The sequence below is a fragment of the Streptomyces sp. NBC_01352 genome (genome assembly GCF_036237295.1).
Lineage (GTDB): Bacteria > Actinomycetota > Actinomycetes > Streptomycetales > Streptomycetaceae > Streptomyces > Streptomyces plumbiresistens.
Genome location: NZ_CP108354.1, coordinates 3,173,573 through 3,191,162, shown reverse-complemented (window position 1 = coordinate 3,191,162; position 17,590 = coordinate 3,173,573). Strand labels below are relative to the sequence as shown.

Below are 17,590 nucleotides of genomic sequence, written 5' to 3'. Positions count from 1 at the left end.
CTGCACGAGCCGGGGACACCACGCCGCAACTCGCCCGCCTGCGTCCAGAGTGAGCGGGAGTGGGCTCGGGCACGTGAGCTGGTCGCGGCGGCCTCTTCCGCCCGAAGAGGAGGAAGGGGCTGTTGGCCATGACGCTCATTTGACGCTCTGGGCGCCCGCGCCCGGGACAGAGAGTCGATGATCCGGCTCTGACCTGGGCTTTTCTGTGTCTCGCCCAGGCCGACATCTTTCCGATGACGCACCACATGGAGTGCGTGGCGATTCTGGAGCCTGCCGAGAAGGGCCTCTGACCTGCTGTTTTGTATTTCAGGTGGTCAGTTCGACTTGTTTTCGCTCGTGCATCATGTGGAGTGCGTCGCGATCCTTGAACCAGTCGCCAAAGGCTCCTGACCCTGCGGTTTCGTGCGTGCGCATGATGCGCGGTGTGGGCGTTGCGGGCGATGTCCTGACGCCGGAATGACGCTCGTGACGCTCATTCTGATGGGCCGTCAGGTATCCATTCCGGCAGGTCGGAGGCGCCGCGGCTACGACCTTCACATGAGGAACGGGCGAGTCTTGCCAGGAGTCCGGCCGAAACTGCTTCGAAAGACCCGGGTGAAGTGAGCCTGGCTGGCGAAGCCCCAACGATGGGCGACATCGGCGATCGTCAGATGGCGTGAGCCGGGATCGGCGAGCGTCTGCCGGGCCTTGTCCAGCCGCTGTTCGAGAATGTAGCGGGAGGGGCTCACTCCGGTCGGCTGGAAGATACGGCTGAGGTGCCGGGCCGACACTCCGATCGCGTCGGCGACCCGCCCTGCGCTCAGCCCGGGGTCGGCCAGGTGCCGGTCCATGTAGTCCTTGGCCACGGCCAGTTGGGAGAGTGCGGCAGGCCGCGCTGAACCACCGTCCAGCCTCGGTGCGGCCAGCGTACGGACGAGGTCCAGCACAGTGTCCTGGGTGCTGATCGAGTCATCGCTCTCCGGCCCCGTGACCCAGTCGGCCAGTACCGCCCCCAGCGCGGAAGTCAGCGCACCCTCGACCGCCGACCCCCTGCCGAGCAGCATCGGCGCCGACACGTCGCCGGACGCGCACCGCGTGGCGAACACCTCACGGGGGATGTCCACCAACAGCTGGCGCATCGGGGTGGGAAACCCGAACAGGTACGACCGGCGCGTGTCATAGAGGATCAGGTCGCCCGTCTGCAGGGTGTGGCAGCCGCCCTCGTGGAAGAACACCCCGCGGCCCGCTGTCAGCAACGAGACGAAGACGGAGTCCTTCGGCAGCGCCTGACACGTCCGCGGAGTCCGCTCGATGACGTGCTCGTTGCCGGAGATCTCGGCCAGTCGCAGATCACCCAGCTCGATGTTCGTCTCCGTGGCCAGCAGACCCTGCTTTGAGTAGGACGAGCAGGTCAAGCCCACCAGGGCCCGTCGGTTGTGTTCCTCCCAGAAGTCGATCCGGTCCGCCGGATCGACCGACTGCGTGGACACGCGGGAGACGATGGGTACGGTCACCTGAGTCTCCTTTCCGACCCCTACATCCGACAAGGGTGTGGTTTGGGGGGCCGGTATACCGGGGCGACAACAACTCGATGCCGCGTCTGGGTGAGTACAGCCACCGGCAGGAGAGTGAGCGAACTGGGCGGTGCCGCCTGCTCTGACGGGAGGGCCGTCGGCGGCGCCTGCCTCTCTCGCCGGCCTTGAGCGTACTCCGGTGCCGCACCCGCGTCACGGGTCGCAGCCAGAAGCCGGCCCTCGAACCGGTGGGCCGGGCGAGAGCTGTCTGGAGAGGGCGCGCCGTACTTCCGGCGTACCGCCTGGTTCAGACGGTCAGGTAGCCGCCGTCGACCGGGAGGACCGCGCCGTTGACGTAGGAGGCGGCGGGCGAGCACAGGAAGGCGATCACTGACGCGATCTCCCGCGGCCGGCCGAACCGTCCGAGCGGGACTCGCGCGAGCACAGCGTGCGCGGCGTCAGGGTCGTCGAGCAGACCACGGGCGAGCGGAGTGGTGACGAAGCCCGGCGCCACCGCGTTCACACGGATGCCGTCCGCGGCGTACTCGGCAGCCAGGGACCGGGTCAGCTGGGAGATGCCGCCCTTGCTGGCGCTGTAGGCCGGCCTGTCTCGGCTGCCGAAGAAACCGAACATCGACGAGACGGTGACGATGCTGCCGTCCTGGCGGGCGAGCAGCGGGCGTGTCGCCTGGCACGCGACCATGGCCGAGGTGAGGTTGACCTCCAGCACCTGGTCCCACCATCCGAGGTCGTATTCGTCGCGGTCCCGGCTGAGCCCGGCGCAGGCTACGAGGTGGTCGATGCGGTCGTAAGCCTCGATCCGGTCGACGAGGCCGTTCCGGTCCGTGACGTCCTGCTCCACGATGTCGACTTGCTTGTGGCGGGGCAGCTCGTCGGCGTCGGCCGGCGGCAGTCCGAGGGCGTGCACCTCGGCTCCGAGTTCGGCGAGCAGGTCGGCGGTGGCCGCGCCGATGCCGGAGGTGCCTCCGGTCACCAGCACGCACTGGCCGGCGAAGAGGTCGGGGACGAGTCCGGTGGTCATCTCTGTTCTTCCGTTCGGTCGGCGGGTGGGTGGGGGACTGGTGCCCCGGTACGGTGTGCCGCTGGGTCGACGAGGATCTTGACCTGGTTTCCCGGGCCGCCCAGCAGCGCCTCGAATCCATGGGAGACGAGGTCGTCGAGGACGATGGTCGAGGTGACGACCGGTGTCAGGTCCAGGTGCTGTTCCGCGACGAGCCGGATGAGTTCCGGATAGGTGTCGCGGTAGCCGACGCTGGCGATGATCGACTGCTCGTTGTTGACCAGTGCGAAGGCGTCCAGGGATACCTCCTGGGCCAGGCCGACGAGGACGATCCGACCGCCGCGCCGGGTCGCGGCCAGGCAGGTGCGCAGGGCGATTTCGGATCCGGCCACCTCGAACGCGGCATCGACGCCCTCTCCGCCGGTCAGCTCGTGGATCCGCTCCCCGGCGTCTCCTTCTCGGCCGGCGTCGATCAGGTCGGTGGCGCCGAGGCCGGCCGCGAGTTCCAGGCGGGCCGGGGACACATCGACGGCGAGGATCCGCCGCACCCCGCGTTGCCCGGCGAGCAGGACGGTGAGCAGGCCGATCGGTCCCAGGCCGACGACGGCCATGGTCTCCGGTGTGGTTCCGGCGCGCCGCAAGGCGTGCAGGGCGACCGAGGCCGGTTCGAAGAGCGCGGCCTGCTCCAGCGACACGGTCTCGGGGAGACGGTGCGCCATGTAGGCGGGGATGGCGGCGTACTCGGCCATGCCGCCGTTCCCCATCAGCCCGGCGAACCCGAAGTGCCGGCAGATGTTGTACTCGCCGGCCCGGCACCGTGGGCACACCCCGCACCGGTAGTTCGGCTCGACCGCCACTCGGTCGCCGATGGCCAGGCCGGTCACCGACGGCCCGAGGGCCGCCACCGTCCCGCAGAACTCGTGACCGAGGACGAGCGGAGCTGTGGCACCGGAGGCCGGATGCGGCGCGGCGACCGGGATCGCGTGCGGCCCGTCGGCGTACTCGTGCAGGTCGCTGCCGCAGATGCCGCAGTACGCCACCTCGACGAGCACCTCGCCGCGCAGGGGTGCTGGAACGCCGACCTCGGCAATGCGGACGTCCCTGGCTCCGTACCAGACAGCGGCCTTCATGCGGTGCCCCGTATCGGACTGCGCTCTCCTTCGACCGCTCGGCCGGCCGAGAAGCCCTGGAGCAGCCCCATGTTGAGACCGCGACGGTTCTCCCGGGACGCCTCCACCATCAGCGACGGTGCCAGCGGCAGGACGGCACCCTCCGCCACACCCGTCAGGGCCCACGCAATCAGCAGACCGAGGAATCCGGTCATCAGCCCGCCCGCCACGGAGAAGCAGGAGAAGAGGACCACCCCGGCAATCAGCATGGGTTTGCGTCTGCCGAGCTTGTCCGGCAGACGGCCGACCACCAGCCCGGAAAGTGCCCACGTAAGTGCCGGCACTGCGGACAGTGTGCCCAGTTCGGTGTTGGACAGGTGGATTTCCTTGCTGATGAACGGGGCGAGGAAGGGCAACGCCTGGCGGTCGAAGAAGACGAATCCGAAGGCCAGGAAGAGGATCAGCAACAGCCGGTTCTCGTAGCGGCCCGGATCACTGTCGATGGCCGAGGGCGATTGTGCGCCGGGCCGGACACGGGTACGGATACGTGGCATGGGAACCTCGGTTGAGGGAGGGACCCGGGTCACCGGAAGAGCGAGTTGACGTAGTCGGCGCCGATGCCGACCTTCTCGTAGTGGTTGCGGCACAGCTCGATGTAGTCGTGGACGTCGAAGTAGCCGACGGTTTCGCCGTTCTCGTCCAGCCAGATCAACGGCCCCTTGACGATGAAGAACGCCTTCATCGGCTCGTCGCTCTCGTAGGCCACCAATGTGTGTCCCTCGCCCGGCGCCTCGTAGATGAAGTCACCGGCCTGCGCGGTCCAGGGCCGCTCCAGGTAACCCCACTTGCCGGAGATCGTGTAGGCGAACACCTCGTGCGGGTGGTAGTGCCGGTTGACGAGTCCGGCCTCCTTGGCGTAGAGGATGTCTGCCCAGGAGTTGTCCTTGACGTTGATCCACAGCGGGCGCGATCCGACGGTCTCGCTGAGCGGTGCGTAATACCGGTCGTCGTCGGTGGCCACCTGGGACAGATAGACCTCCGGCTGCGCGTCAGGCTTGACCGAGTTCGTGATCGGCTTGAGGCCCTTCCAGAATTCGGACCTGGCTTCCTCGGACATGTTTCGACTCCATTTCGTCGGGGTGGCCGACAGTGAACCCCGAGAGCCGAGGACAGGTCTTTCCCTTGGGAGACATCATGGATTGCCTGTTTGGGACATGCCCGCGCCGCACGCGTAGCCCTGTCGCCGGTCGTGCGATTCGTCCAGCTGCGCACCCGCCCGACCGGTTTCACCGACGCCCGCCCCACGGTGGCGAGATCCTGGCCTGTGGCCTTCTCAACGGCGGGAAATTCGCCGTCGCCGCCGGGCGTCCGGCCGTAGGCGGTGTGGATGTGGCCGGGCCATGCGGTGGCAGCCGGGACGAGCAGGCATGTCCGGCCGGTCACTGCGACTCCTCGTTGAGCCGGTGCGAGTCCCTTCGAGTCCGAAAGGGGATCGTTCAGCGGGCGGCGGACACGTCGTCCATGTCGTCCACGGCGGCCTCGACGCGTACGGCCGCCTGCTGCATGCCGTGCAGTTCGCCGGGCGTGAGGTCCCACTCGACGACCCGGCGCACCCCGTCGCGGCCCACCTCCACGGGCACACCGAGACTCGCCCCGTGCACTCCGTACTCACCGTCCAGGACGACCGACGCGGGCAGGACGGTCCCGCTGTCGGTCGCAACGGCTTCGATCAGCCGCGCGGTGCCCAGGCCAGTGGTCCAGGTGGAGGTACGGCCCGAGTCGAGCGCCACATGCCGGGCGTACCAGTTGTCGGCGTACTCCTCGGCTGCCGCCCGCTGTTCGCTGGTGAGGACGACAGGCTCGCCGCCGACGGTGATCCGGCTGTAGAGCGGGACCTGGCCCTCGCCGTGCTCGCCGATCATCCAGGCGTCGACGTTCCTGGGGTGGACGCCCAGGGCATACGCGATACCGGTGCGCAGGCGCAGGCTGTCGTTGAGCGTGTAGCCGATCAGCCGGTGCCGAGGCAGCCAGCCCTGCCGGTGCACCCAGGTCATGAGCGCGTCCACGGGATTGGTCAGCATCAGTACGACACCGCCGAAGCCGGAATCCTTCAAAGGCCGCAAGCACTGACCGACGATCGACGCGTTGTCGGCGAGAAAGACCGACCGCGAGGAGTTCAGCCGCAGCGGTACGGCGGCGCTGAGCACGACGACGTCCGCGTCGAGCGTGTCCTCGGGCGTGCCGCCGCGAACGGTGTCGGGCGTCGCGCCGAGCGCGAGCGCGTTCTCCTGGTCCATCACATGGCTGGTGATCATGTAGGGCCTGGTGTCGACCAGGACGATCTCGTACGTGCCCTGCGCGGACAGCAGGTTGAACGCGGCGGACGAGCCGATGCCGCCCGCGCCCCCGATGATGACGACCTTCATCATGTATCTGTCTCCTACGAACGGAATTCGGGATCGGCCTCGATGGCCACTTCGAGCACCAGCGGCTCTGGCCGCCCGGCGAGGTCAGGCAGCACCTTGTCGAGTACGGACAGCAGGGCGGCGTGGCTGTCGACCCGCTCGGCCGGGCAGCCCAGCCCGCGCGCCAGTCCCGACACGCTCAACTCGCCGAACGTCGGCCAGGCGGGGGCGGCCGAGCCCGCGCGTTCGGAGAGGCGGTCCATGATCGCGTATCGGCCGTTGGCCAGGATGACGAACAGCACACCGGTGCCGTAGTACGCGGCGCTCCACAGCGCCTGGACCGAGTACAGCGACGACCCGTCGCCGATGACGGCCACCACCGGCCGCCCGGGATCCGCCATCCGTACGCCGATCGCGGCCGGCATCGCGAAGCCGAGGCCCCCCATGGCGGCGCTGAGAAAGCCGAACGGGGCGCGGGCGGGCAGCAGCGCGTGCAGGTCCGGCCGGCTGGACGGGGTCTCCTCCACGACCACCGCGTCCGGGGCGAGCCGGTCGGCCAGGGCCGCCATCACGTGCGCCGCGCGCAGCGGCTCGCCGTCGGCGGGTGGGGCAGGCGGTGTCACCCTCCTCAAGGCCGGCCGGGGCGTGCCAGTGGCCGCGGGAAGCGCGACCGCCAGACGTCGCACGGTGTCGGCCGGGTCGGCCAGCACCGCCAGCTCCACCGGGCTGCGGTGGGCCTCCTCGGAGTCGTCGGTGATCACGGCGAGCCGGGTACCGGGTGCTACGAAGGTGCCCTGCTCGTACGGATACTGCCGGAACACCGGTGCCCCCACGGCCAGTACGGCGTCGTGCCCGGCCAGCGCCGCCCGCAGCCCCGACCGGGCCGAGGGCAGGTGCCCGGCGAAGAGCCGGTGATCCTGCGGGAAGCCTGCTCGGGCTCCGAACGACTCCTGCCACACAGGGCAGTCCAGCCGTTCCGCCAGCGCTGTCAGGCTCCCCCAGCCCTCCGGCGAGTCGTTCCCGGCGCCCGCCACCAGGCACGGTGCGGTGGCCCCGCGCAGCATCTGGGCGAGTGTGTCGACCGCCGGGCCGTCGGCGCTGCGGGTCCCGTGCAGTGCCGCCGGTGCGGCCAGGACCGTGTCCGGGTCCGCCTCGGCATGCCAGTCGTCCATCGGTACGACCACCACCGCCGGGCCCCGCCCGTTCCGCGCCTCGTGCCACGCCCGGGCGATCGCACCCGGCACGTCCTGCGCCCGCGCCGGGGTGTGCTGCCACACCGGGTACTCCCCGGCCAGCCCGTCCAACCGCCCGGCCAGGAACGGCTCATGGGCGAGGTGCCGCCGGTCCTGCTGGCCGACGATCACCACCAGCGGCGCCCGGTTCGCCCGCGCGGTCGCCAGCGCGCTCACGGCGTTGCCGTACCCGGCGGTCGTATGCAGCAGCACCAGCGCCGGCCGACCGCTCTTGAGCGCGTACCCGGTGGCCATACCAACAACGGAACCCTCGTGCAGTGCGAGGACGAACTCGATATCGGCCGGCAGGTCGGCGAGGAAGCCGACCTCTGTCGAACCCGGATTGCTGAACAGGGTCGTGAGTCCGTACTGGCGCAGGACCTCGAAGGTCGCGTCCTTGATCGTCTGGGCCGTTCTGGCTGTTGCCACGCGGTCCCCCTTTCGGACTTTCGGAACGGGACGCTAGGCGCGGCCCCCAGGGCCTGACCACAGGCGAGTTCGCTATGCGAGATCCCCGCGAACGCCTTGCCTTCCCCTCAACAATGGGCTCCGTCTCGGACCGCGGCGTGGTGCGTTCGCGGGGCTGCCCCCTGAACCCGGCGCGGGCGTGTGCCCCGGCAAGGCGCAGGGGGCACCTCCCGGCCGAAGGCTGGGGGAGGAGAGTCCGGCGCAGCCGTACCGAAGCGGGCGAAGCGCCCGCGAGGGCGGCGGCAGAGGAAAGCGTCAGCCGACGCCTGGCAGGACCGCCCCCGTGGACAGAGCCGTGTGCAGACGCCCGGTGACCACCCGAGCGGTGTCGAGGACGGCCTCGATTTCGGCGGGACCGGGGCGTTCGACGGTGAACACGATGGAGACGGATGCGACGGCGTTGCCGGAGGGTGAGACGACAGGGGCGGCGAGGGAGCCGAGGCCGAGGACGACCTCGCTGCGGCTGGTGGCGTAGCCGGCGGCGCGGGCCCGGGTGATCTCGGGGCGTTCGTCGTCGCGCGGGGGTTCGGCGGCGAGCATGGCGATGCCGGGAGAGCCGAGGGTGAGGGGGTGCCGGTCACCTGGGGTGTAGACGGTGCGGGAGCGGGCGCTCTCCACCTCGACGGAGACGAGAGTGACCGCCTCGTCACCGTCGCGGACGACGAAGAAGGCGGTCAGCCCGACGCGGGCGGCGAGCTTGGCGATCTCGGGTTTGGCGATCCGCTGGAGTACGGGGAGCGTGCGGCGGCCAAGTGACTGGGCGCGCGTGCCGAGCACGTATCCCTGCGGGGTGTGCGCGATCAGGCGGTGGTCCTGGAGGGTGCGCAGCAGGCGGTAGATGATCGACCTGTGCAGCCCCATCCGCTGACTCAGCTCGGCCAGCGACAGCGGCTCGTGCGACAGCGCTATCAGCTCAAGCAGCCGCAGCCCCCGGTCCAGGGTCTGAACGGAGGGCTTGAGGACGTCTGGCTCGCTCGGTTCGCCGTCGCTTCCTCGCGCTTCGCCCATACCGGCACCTTACGCGCCTTCCGAACCCTCCAGCTAGGAGCAGGTTGCCTCGGTCACCCCCCGACACGACCGCTCGGCGTGGCTCGCGATGATGGACCGGACGGGTCGCGTCGGGGCGCGCGCAGTGACCGGCCAGGGCGTACGCGATCTTCGCGATGACGATCTCGTCGAGGTCGATGTCGGCGTGGATCAGCCCCTCCGCGCCCTCGTCCGGCTCCTTGGTGATCATGCGGCCGTCCGGTCCGTAGACCCGGGAACAGCCGCCGCCGGCGGACAGCAGGCGGCGTTGCTCGTCCGTGGTGGCGAACAGGTCGGTGTCGGCCGGGCTGATCACCTGGGTCGCCATGAGGACGAAGGAGCCGCCTTCGATGGCTTGGACCTGGGTGGCGGCCGTGTCAGCCTCGGCGAGCGCCCGGTCGGCGGCCAACGCGACGAAGGCGCCCGGCCCGGCCGTTCGCTCCGCGCGGGCGAGCAGCTCCTCTACGTGCCGGACGCTGTTCATGCCGGGACCGTAGACGCGGGGTCCCAGCCGGTGAACGCGCCGTTTCGCAAGGAGAGACCGCGGACGAACAGGTTCGGTTTCATCACCGTTTCACAACGGCGTCGCCGCCGTTTCTCATATCGAATCCATGCACTGTCCACCGGCTCCGCGCAGCCCTACGTTCACCGCTCCGTCACCAGGAGCCAGGAGTCACCGCATGGACCACTCCGCGCAGCAGCCGAAGAACCAGCCGAACAGACGAACCGTCCTGCGAGCCCTCGGGATCGGCGCCGCCACCGCGGGCGCCGCGCCGCTGATCGCCGCCTGTGGCGGGGGCCTGAAGGGCTCCGGATCCTCGTCCGGCGACGTCATCAAGATCGGTTACGTGAGCCCGCGCACCGGTGCGTACGCGGCCTTCGCCGAGTCCGACGAGTACATCCTCAAGCAGGCCAGAGCGGCCTTCGCGAAGGGCATCAAGTACGCCGGCAAGACCTACAAGGTGCAGATCCTCGACCGCGACACCGGCTCCGACCCGCAGCAGGCGGCGACGATCGCGAACGAGCTGATCTCCCAGCAGGGCGTGGACCTGATGCTGGTCACGTCGACGCCGGAGACCGTGCACCCGGTCGCCAACAAGTGCGAGAGCGAGGGCGTGCCCTGCATCTCGACCATCGAGCCGTGGCAGGCGTACTTCTTCGGACGTGGCGGCACCCCGCAGAAGACGTTCACGTACACGTACCACTTCTTCGACGGCATCGAGCACGTCGTCGCCGGCGAGAGCGACATATGGCGGATGTTCGACACCAACAAGAAGGTCGGTGTCCTGTGGCCGAACGACGCCGACGGCGGCGCGTTCCGCGACAAGAAGACCGGCTTCCGTGCGCATGCCGGGGTCAAGGGCTTCACCTTCGTCGACCCGGGCGCCTACGAGAACGGGACGAAGGACTTCTCGTCGATCATCGCGACGTTCAAGAAGGAGGGCGTGCAGATCCTGGCGGGTGTGCCGACGCCGCCGGACTTCGCGACCTTCTGGACGCAGGCCGCCCAGCAGGGCTTCAAGCCGAAGGTGGTCACCGTCGCCAAGGCCATCCTCTTCGAGTCGTCGGTCGCCTCGCTGCCGAACGGCCTGGGTGACGGACTGTGCACCGAGAGCTGGTGGCTGCCGCAGTTCCCGTTCAGCTCCAGCCTGACCGGGCAGACGTCGCAGCAGCTCGCCGACGACTACGGGAAGTCCGCGCAGGCCAAGGGCCGCAGGTGGAACCAGGCGCTCGGCTTCAACCACGCCCTGTTCGAGATCGCGGGCGACGTCCTGCGGCACGCGAACCCCAAGGACAAGAAGGCTGTCGCCATCCGGATCGGGAAGACCAGCATGGACACGGTCATCGGCCGCGTCGACTGGACCGCGGGCGGCGCGGCCAACCCGGTCAAGAACGTCGCCGCCATCCCGGTGGTCAGCACCCAGTGGGTCAAGGGCAGTGGCGGCGCGTACGACCTGAAGATCATCGGCAACACGCTGATCCCCGAGGCCAAGATCGACATGAAGGCCCGGGAGCTGTGACGGCGCCGACGCTCCAGCCGCTGCTGGAGGTCGAGCACCTGGCCGTCAGCTTCGGGGCCCTCAACGTCCTGGAGGACGTCGAGCTGGCGGTCCCGCGCGGCCAGGCCGTCGGCATCGTCGGCCCGAACGGGGCCGGCAAGTCGACGCTGCTGAGCGCCATCTCGGGCGTCGAACCCGTCACCCAGGGCACCGTACGGCTCGGGGGCCGCGACGTCACCCGCGCCTCCGCCGCCCAGCGGTGCCGGCTCGGGGTCGGCCGGTCCTTCCAGATCCCCCGCCCGTTCGGGGATCTGACGGTCTTCGAGAACGTCCTGGTCGGCGCCCAACGCGGGGGCGGGCTGCGCGGGGCCCACGCCCGCGAACAGGCCCTCACCGCGCTGGAGACCACCGGCATGCTCCCGGTCGCCAACAAGCCGGCCGACAGCCTTCCGCTACTCGGCCGCAAGCGCCTGGAGCTGGCCCGCGCCCTGGCCACCGCCCCCGAGCTGCTCCTGCTCGACGAGATCGCAGGCGGCCTCACCGAGAGCGAGGCCGACGAACTGGTCGGCACCGTCCTGTCGTTGAAGGAGGCCGGCGTGACCATCCTGTGGATCGAGCACGTGGTCAAGGCCCTGGTCCAGGTCGTGGACCGGCTGGTCTGCCTCGCGTATGGCCGCATCCGCGTCGACGGCGACCCGCATGAGGTCCTCGCCAGCCCCGAGGTCGCCGAGGTCTACCTGGGAGGTACGACAGGATGAGTGGCCCACTGCTGCACCTCGATGCGATCGATGCCGGATACGGGGACTTCCAGGCTCTCTTCGGCATCACCCTCGACGTCGCCGAAGGCGAACTCCTCGCCCTCGTCGGCGCCAACGGCGCCGGCAAGTCCACCCTGCTGCGGACCGTCGCCGGGGCCCTCAAGCCCTTCAGCGGAACCGTCCGCTTCGACGGGGAGGACGTCACCGCCCTCCCCGACATCCACCGCTCCCGCAAGGGCATCGGCCTCGTCCCCGAGGGGCGGCGGCTCTTCCCGTCCCTCACCGTCGAGGAGAACCTCCGGGTCGGCGCCGCCACCAGCCGCAAAGGCCCGTGGGACCTGAAGAAGGTGTACGAGATGATGCCGCTCGTCGCCGACCGCCGCACCCGCAAGGCCGCCCGCCTCTCCGGAGGCGAGCAGCAGGCCGTCGCCATCGGCCGCGCCCTGATGGGCAACCCCCGCCTGCTGCTGCTCGACGAGCTGTCGCTCGGCCTCGCCCCGCTGGTCGTCGAGCAGCTCTACACGGCGCTTCCCGGCATCCGCACCCAGGGCACCACCGTCGTCCTCGTGGAGCAGGACCTGACCCGCACCTTCGCGGTCGCCGACCGCATCGCCTGCGTCCTGGAAGGCCGCGTCGTCCTGACCGCCCCGGCCGCCGACCTGACCCGTGAGCAGGTCACGGCCGCCTACTTCGGCACCCTGGGGGTGACGTCTCCATGACGTGGCTCAACGCCATCGCACAGGGCATGCTGCTCGGCGGCGTCTTCGCCATGGCCGCAGCGGGCCTGTCCCTGATCTTCGGGGTGATGCGGGTCGCCAACCTCGCCCACGGCGACCTGATGATCCTCGGCGGCTACGTGGCCTCGGTGGCCGCCGTCAGCCTGCACATCCCCGTCGCGCTCACCGTGCTGGTCTCGATGGCAGCCGTCGGCGGCCTCGGCTACCTCGTCCAGCGGACACTGCTCGACCGGGCCATGGGGCTCAGCGAGTTCGCGCCCCTGATGGTCACCTTCGGCATCTCCGTGATCATCCCCAACGTACTTGTCCAGCTCTTCAGCAACGACTCGAAGCCGCTCGGCATCGGCTCGCTCGGCACCGCGAGCATCCGCGTCGGCAGCGACCTGGCCATCGGCTGGTTCCCGCTGATCACCGTCGTGGCGGCGGTCGCCGTCCTGGCCGCGCTGCACGTCTTCCTCTACCGCACCCAGTCCGGCCGCATCGTCCGGGCCACCGCCGACGACCGCGCCGTCGTCCGGCTGATGGGCGTCGACAACCGCAAGGTCTATGCCCTCACCAGCGTCATCGCCTTCGCCACCGTCGCCCTGGCCGGCACCCTCTACACCATGCGGCAGGGCGGGGTGACCCCGTACGAGGGCCAGCTCACCGTCCTGTTCGCCTTCGAAGTCGTCATCATCGGCGGCCTCGGCTCGCTGTGGGGCACCCTCGCCGGCGGCATGGTGCTGGGCATCGCGCAGTCCGTCGGCGCCCAGATATCGCCCGACCTGCCGTTGCTCGCCGGGCATCTGGTGTTCCTGGCCATTCTGGTTTTCCGGCCGCAGGGCCTGTTCGGCAGGAGTGTGCTCGCATGACCGCCCAGACCGCCGCCGTCGACTCCCCGGCGGCCCCGTCCGTACCCCCCGCCGTCCGACGCGGCGGCCGCGCCGCCGTCCTCGGCCTGACCGGGACGTTCCTCGTCCTGGGGATCATGGCGAGCCTGCCCTACGTCGTCGACAACGGCGTCACCACCCAACTGGTGAAGCTCTGCTACCTCATCGCCCTGGCCTCGATGTGGAACCTGCTCGCCGGATACGCCGGCATGGTCTCCATGGGCCAGCAGGCTTTCATCGGCCTCGGCGCGTACACGCTGTTCGTCGTCAACGACCACGGAATCAACGTCTACGCCGGCACGCTCGTCGTCTCGGTGGTCGTCGCTCTGATCGCGTGGCCGGTGTCCTACATCGCCTTCCGGCTGCGCGGCGGCTACTTCGCCGTCGGGACATGGGTGATCGCCGAGGTCGTTCGCCTCATCGTCGTCCGCTTCGACTCCCTCGGTGCCGCGAGCGGCCGCAACATCACCACCATCACCGCCGAACCGGTGCTACGGCAGGCGTACACCTACTGGTTGGCCCTCGCCGTGATGGCGGCGGCGGTGGTGGGCACGTACCTGGCGCTGCGCAGCCGCCTCGGCCTGGACCTCCAGGCCATCCGGGACGACGAGACCGCGGCCGGCTCGCTCGGCGTGAACGTCACGCGTGGCAAGCGGATCATCTACATCGCGGCGGCCGGCGGCTGCGCCGCTGCTGGAGCAGTGATCTGCGTCAACAGCCTTGGGGTGGCCTCGCCTCCACAGATCTTCGGGGTGCAGTACACGGCCCTGATGATCTTCATGGTCGTCATCGGCGGCATCGGCACCGTCGAAGGCCCGGTCATCGGCGCCCTCGTCTACTTCCTCCTCGACAAGTATTTCGCCCAGAGCGGTGTCTGGTACCTCGTCGTCATCGGCGCCGCCGCCATCGCCGTCTCCCTCTACCTTCCACGGGGCCTGTGGGGAACCCTGACCCATCGGACCGGTTTCGCGATCTTCCCCGTGACCCACAAAGTTCTGCGGACCGCGCGACGTGACGAGGCATGATGGCCGCCCGCCCGGAAAGGAGTCGCACAAGCGACTCCTCATCGGAGCCGCCGGATCCAGGACCCCACGCGAACACCGGTCAACCACTGGAAGGGCGTCTCACCGACATCAAGCCGGCCACGATGCCCCGCCGCACAGGGACGTGACCGAAGGAGGCGGGCCCACCACAGCAGGCCCACTGGGTGGAGTCTCGAAGTGCCCCGTGCCGTGGGCTTGGAAGCCGCTTCTCATGTCAGAAAGCCACCGAAGACATCGCCGTGCGCGCCGGGCGTCCCCACGCGGTGCGGGTCAGTGGGCCGGACACGTTTCGGGTCGAACTCGTCATCAATGGCTCCTGACCTGTGCGTAGTCGGGCACCGCGTTGTCCCTGACATCAGGTGGTCAGGAAGTCCTCGCCCTCGCGCGTGTCGAGGCGTCCGAGGATGCTCTGGACGGTGCGATCCCGCGCCAGGCCGGAGTCCATCCCGGGTGCGATGATGCCGCGGACCTTCGAGACCACAGTCCATCTGCGCGGACGAAACACCTGCACATCCCGGCGACACAGGCCCTCGACGATGGCCTGCGCGCCTGCTCGGGGCTGATGCGCTTGCGCAGGAACCTCGGTTGGGTGCCGACCAGCGCCTGGGCTACGGGATCCTCGTCGAGGCCCTGCCGGGTCATGTCTGTGTTGATCACCGCGAAGTACGCGGTCGTGACGCTGACGCCATGAGCGGCGAGCTCGACCCGCAGTCCACGGCCAAGCTGCTCGACCGCTGCCTTGCTCATCGCGTACGAGATGGCGCCGGCCCCGTTGACGAACGCGAACACCGACGAGATCAGTACGAGCCGACCACGGTTTTCGATGAGGCCCGGAAGGGCAGCACGGACCGTGTTGAGCGCACCCTCGACGTTCACGTCGAAGAGTCGATCGACCACCGAAGTCGATGACGCCCGGAGGGTCACGCCCCGCCCGAGTACACCTGCGTTCGCGATCACGATGTCCAAGCGGCCGGCGCCCCTGACGACGGTCTCGACCGCTGGGGTCATGTCGCCGAGGTCGGTCACATCGCCGACCAGGTAGGTGACCTGTGATCTCGTCCGGACGCGATCAGTCGATGTCCGGGGCACCGGCCTCTTCAAGGATCCGGGTGGCGAGGTCTTCGGCCCACTCCAAGGCCCATGTGCGGAGAGCACTGATGGTGGCCTCGGCCAGGCCGTAGGCAGTGAAGGCTTCGTCGTCGGTCCACTCGGCGCCCGTTAGGTTCGACTGCAGATCCTCACGCTCGAAGCGACCACGCGCGTGGCGGCGGCCGAACTCCTCGAGCTCCGCATTGCTCCAGCGGCGGGAGGCCGCGAACACGTCGATCAGGTCGCGGGGCGCCCCGCGGTCGGCACCCGGGAAAGAGAGTCGAAATCTGGCTCTGACCTGGGCTTTCCTGTGACTCGCCCAGGCCGACATCTTTCCGATGACTCATCACATGGAGTGCGTGGCGGTTCTGGAGCCCGTAGCGAAAGGCCTCTGACTCGCTGCTTCCTCCGCTTTGTCAGTCTCGTCAGTGATGCGGCCGGTCGCCGCAGCCGGTGGCATGGGCCGTACGGTTGGCGCCCACTTCCAGGGACGCCGGATCGGTGCCGCGCTGCCCCGGCCTCTGCCAGCACACGCCGGGCCCGCTCCTCCTCCGACGGAGCCCGCCTCCCGACAACGCCCCGGCCCCGCATACCGTACGGGGGCGCAGGCGCCGTGCCGCGCGGAGGAGGAAGCCTGATCATGAGCGAGGAAGGGCGGGACCGCGCCCTCTGGGACGACGCGGGCGTGCTGGACGGGGCGATCAGCGGGTCGCCGCGGTTCTCCGTGACCGGGGGAGGGACGCGCCTGCGGGTGGAGTACCGGGTGGCGGGCGAGGGTGTCGCGGAGCTGAACTACGCCCCGACCGGCCAGGAGGGGGAGGAAGAGGTCGGTGTCGACGAGCCGCACCTGCCGTGGAGCAAGGAGGTCGTCATGCGCGGGCCGATCGCGATACCCGTGCTCGGCGTCACCCTCGACGAGGACGGAGGACGAGCCGAACTGGTGGTGTTGGTGGATGGCCGCGAGTCCGCCCGGGTCACCGTCACCGGGCGCTCCGCCACCGGGATCTGCATCGCCGACCCGCTGCCTTAGCGGCGGTCGGCCGAGGGTGGCCGACCGTGAAGGTGCCGAGGGCCGGCCCAGGGTCAGGTCAGCGATCGCCTCGTCCGCACCGGTGCGGACGGCAGTCGCACGCTCTACCTCGGTGAGGCGGAGCGAACGGCAACGCGGCCAACATCACTGCGAAGGCGGAACGCTTCTACGCGCTGCCGGACGGTTCCACGACGGTCCGTGCGACCGGCGGTGTCCGGCAGCTGATGCCGGCCGACGGGCCGGGCGGGTCGGCCAGGAGCAGGCGTGGCCAGCCGGTGCACAGTCAGGTCGCTGAACCCCGTGCGCGGGCCTTCACGGGGCAGAGGTCTTTTTGGCCAGCAGCGCCTGGGGGGCATGCCGCAGCACGGTGTCGACCGCCGCGGCGCCCAGGCGCCGGCGCAGCCGCGGGACGAAGTCCCGGCCGAGTACGTCCATCCCCGGCCCGCCGCCGTAGGCGATGAGCGAGGACTTGCGTCCGACATCGGTCCCCAGGCAGACGTGGCCCAGTTTGCCGGCCTCGGCCATGCGCTCGATCAGGTCCAGGACGACCGAGTCCGGCCGGTACTTGATCCGTCCGATCGTGTCGTAGACGAGGTGGGCGCCGCGGGCGATCAGGTCGAGGTGGAGTTCCGGATCGGGGTTGCGGTCGGTGTGGGCGAGCAGGACCCGTCCGGCCGGCACGCCGTGCTTGTCCAGGAGGTCCAGGGCGGCATGTGCGGCGGTCCCGACCTCGGTGTGGACCGCCACGGCCACGCCCGTCTGCCGGGCCGCCGCCGCTCCCGCGGCGAACCAGCGTTCCTCGTGGCGGTCGATCCGGTGGTAGGAAGCACCGAGTTTGATGATTCCGGCCTTGTGGGGGCTGGGGACGGGGCGGGGGAAGTCCCAGTCGTGGCTGTCCATGCCGACCTGGAGGTCGTCCACGAGTACGCCGAGGAGCGTCGCGTCGTCGGCGTGGCGGGCCCAGTGAGCGGCCGGATAGTGCGCGCTGCGGTGGTAGCCGGTCGCGGCCACGATGTGAAGGGCGCTGGCGCGGGCGACCTCGGCGAGTTGGCTGGGGCGGCGTCCGAGGCCGACCGGCGTCAGGTCGACGACGGTGCGGATGCCGCTCGCCGCGACCCGCAGGAGCTCGGCCGCCGCCCTGTCGGTGTCGAGGAACTCGTCACCCGGGTTGACCGGGGTGCGCAGGAAGACGTGCTCGTGGGCATCCACCTCGCCGAGTTCGGCGGCGGCGACAGGGCCAAGGACCGTCTCGACGACAGACAACGTTGTTCTCCTTTGGTTCCCCTTCGCGATGCCCGCCTCCGCGGCTC

Annotated in this window: 17 protein-coding genes and 1 pseudogene; 6 read left to right on the top strand and 12 right to left on the bottom strand. The window is 69.8% G+C overall.

Annotation, left to right across the window (positions count from 1 at the left end):
- Positions 1 to 533: 533 nt before the first annotated feature.
- The 9 genes from OG252_RS14975 to OG252_RS14935 all read right to left on the bottom strand — a co-directional run bounded on the left by OG252_RS14975 (position 534) and on the right by OG252_RS14935 (position 9,238).
- Positions 534 to 1,493, bottom strand: a complete 960-nt coding sequence (locus OG252_RS14975; RefSeq protein WP_266432771.1) for a helix-turn-helix domain-containing protein — start codon at positions 1,491 to 1,493, stop codon at positions 534 to 536.
- Positions 1,494 to 1,800: 307 nt separating this feature from the next.
- The gene (locus OG252_RS14970) at positions 1,801 to 2,535 is read right to left on the bottom strand and encodes an SDR family NAD(P)-dependent oxidoreductase (protein WP_266432769.1); all 735 of its coding nucleotides are present in this window, start codon (positions 2,533 to 2,535) and stop codon (positions 1,801 to 1,803) included.
- Positions 2,532 to 3,644 carry a 2,3-butanediol dehydrogenase gene (locus OG252_RS14965; RefSeq protein WP_329336587.1) on the bottom strand — a complete coding sequence of 371 codons (1,113 nt, stop codon included), beginning with the start codon at positions 3,642 to 3,644 and terminating at the stop codon, positions 2,532 to 2,534. The genes OG252_RS14970 and OG252_RS14965 overlap by 4 nt, the downstream gene beginning before the upstream one ends.
- Positions 3,641 to 4,177: an MFS transporter gene (locus OG252_RS14960; protein WP_329336585.1), complete on the bottom strand. Its 537-nt coding sequence runs from the start codon at positions 4,175 to 4,177 to the stop codon at positions 3,641 to 3,643. Before OG252_RS14960 ends, OG252_RS14965 begins: the two co-directional genes overlap by 4 nt.
- A gap of 29 nt (positions 4,178 to 4,206) precedes the next feature.
- Positions 4,207 to 4,740, bottom strand: coding sequence for a 2,4'-dihydroxyacetophenone dioxygenase family protein (locus OG252_RS14955; RefSeq protein ID WP_257548577.1), 534 nt, complete (start codon positions 4,738 to 4,740; stop codon positions 4,207 to 4,209).
- Positions 4,741 to 5,119: 379 nt separating this feature from the next.
- Positions 5,120 to 6,052, bottom strand: a complete 933-nt coding sequence (locus OG252_RS14950; RefSeq protein WP_266432761.1) for a malate dehydrogenase — start codon at positions 6,050 to 6,052, stop codon at positions 5,120 to 5,122.
- An 11-nt stretch (positions 6,053 to 6,063) separates the two neighbouring features.
- Entirely contained in the window at positions 6,064 to 7,689 is a 1,626-nt protein-coding gene (locus tag OG252_RS14945) for a thiamine pyrophosphate-dependent enzyme (protein ID WP_329336579.1), read from the bottom strand.
- Between the two features lie 294 nt (positions 7,690 to 7,983).
- Positions 7,984 to 8,736 carry an IclR family transcriptional regulator gene (locus OG252_RS14940; protein ID WP_266432757.1) on the bottom strand — a complete coding sequence of 251 codons (753 nt, stop codon included), beginning with the start codon at positions 8,734 to 8,736 and terminating at the stop codon, positions 7,984 to 7,986.
- A complete protein-coding gene (locus OG252_RS14935; RefSeq protein ID WP_329336576.1) occupies positions 8,642 to 9,238 on the bottom strand; it encodes a nitrilase-related carbon-nitrogen hydrolase in 597 nt (198 codons plus the stop codon). The genes OG252_RS14940 and OG252_RS14935 overlap by 95 nt, the downstream gene beginning before the upstream one ends.
- A 196-nt stretch (positions 9,239 to 9,434) precedes the next feature.
- On the opposite strand from OG252_RS14935, the gene OG252_RS14930 reads away from it, so the two are divergent.
- From OG252_RS14930 to OG252_RS14910, 5 genes are read left to right on the top strand one after another with little or no spacing between them, the layout of a single operon-like run.
- On the top strand, positions 9,435 to 10,775 hold the full coding sequence (locus tag OG252_RS14930) for an ABC transporter substrate-binding protein (protein ID WP_266432753.1): 1,341 nt from the start codon (positions 9,435 to 9,437) through the stop codon (positions 10,773 to 10,775).
- On the top strand, positions 10,772 to 11,512 hold the full coding sequence (locus tag OG252_RS14925) for an ABC transporter ATP-binding protein (protein WP_329336574.1): 741 nt from the start codon (positions 10,772 to 10,774) through the stop codon (positions 11,510 to 11,512). Before OG252_RS14930 ends, OG252_RS14925 begins: the two co-directional genes overlap by 4 nt.
- A complete protein-coding gene (locus OG252_RS14920; RefSeq protein ID WP_266432749.1) occupies positions 11,509 to 12,231 on the top strand; it encodes an ABC transporter ATP-binding protein in 723 nt (240 codons plus the stop codon). The genes OG252_RS14925 and OG252_RS14920 overlap by 4 nt, the downstream gene beginning before the upstream one ends.
- Entirely contained in the window at positions 12,228 to 13,100 is an 873-nt protein-coding gene (locus OG252_RS14915; protein WP_266432748.1) for a branched-chain amino acid ABC transporter permease, read from the top strand. The genes OG252_RS14920 and OG252_RS14915 overlap by 4 nt, the downstream gene beginning before the upstream one ends.
- The gene (locus OG252_RS14910) at positions 13,097 to 14,143 is read left to right on the top strand and encodes a branched-chain amino acid ABC transporter permease (protein WP_266432746.1); all 1,047 of its coding nucleotides are present in this window, start codon (positions 13,097 to 13,099) and stop codon (positions 14,141 to 14,143) included. The genes OG252_RS14915 and OG252_RS14910 overlap by 4 nt, the downstream gene beginning before the upstream one ends.
- Positions 14,144 to 14,524: 381 nt before the next feature.
- Here the strand turns inward: OG252_RS14910 and OG252_RS14905 are convergent, their stop codons facing one another.
- Both OG252_RS14905 and OG252_RS14900 read right to left on the bottom strand, forming a co-directional pair.
- Positions 14,525 to 15,250, bottom strand: coding sequence for an SDR family NAD(P)-dependent oxidoreductase (locus OG252_RS14905; protein ID WP_329336569.1), 726 nt, complete (start codon positions 15,248 to 15,250; stop codon positions 14,525 to 14,527).
- A pseudogene (locus OG252_RS14900) lies at positions 15,231 to 15,515 on the bottom strand (hypothetical protein); the annotation flags it as partial. The gene OG252_RS14905 and the pseudogene OG252_RS14900, both read right to left, overlap by 20 nt.
- A 375-nt stretch (positions 15,516 to 15,890) precedes the next feature.
- Between OG252_RS14900 and OG252_RS14895 the strand changes: the two are divergent.
- Complete coding sequence (locus OG252_RS14895; RefSeq protein ID WP_329336567.1) at positions 15,891 to 16,280, top strand: hypothetical protein; 390 nt, start codon at positions 15,891 to 15,893, stop codon at positions 16,278 to 16,280.
- Positions 16,281 to 16,592: 312 nt separating this feature from the next.
- Here OG252_RS14895 and OG252_RS14890 read toward each other — a convergent pair whose 3' ends face one another.
- Positions 16,593 to 17,543, bottom strand: coding sequence for a phosphotriesterase family protein (locus OG252_RS14890; protein WP_329336565.1), 951 nt, complete (start codon positions 17,541 to 17,543; stop codon positions 16,593 to 16,595).
- Between the last annotated feature and the right edge of the window lie 47 nt (positions 17,544 to 17,590).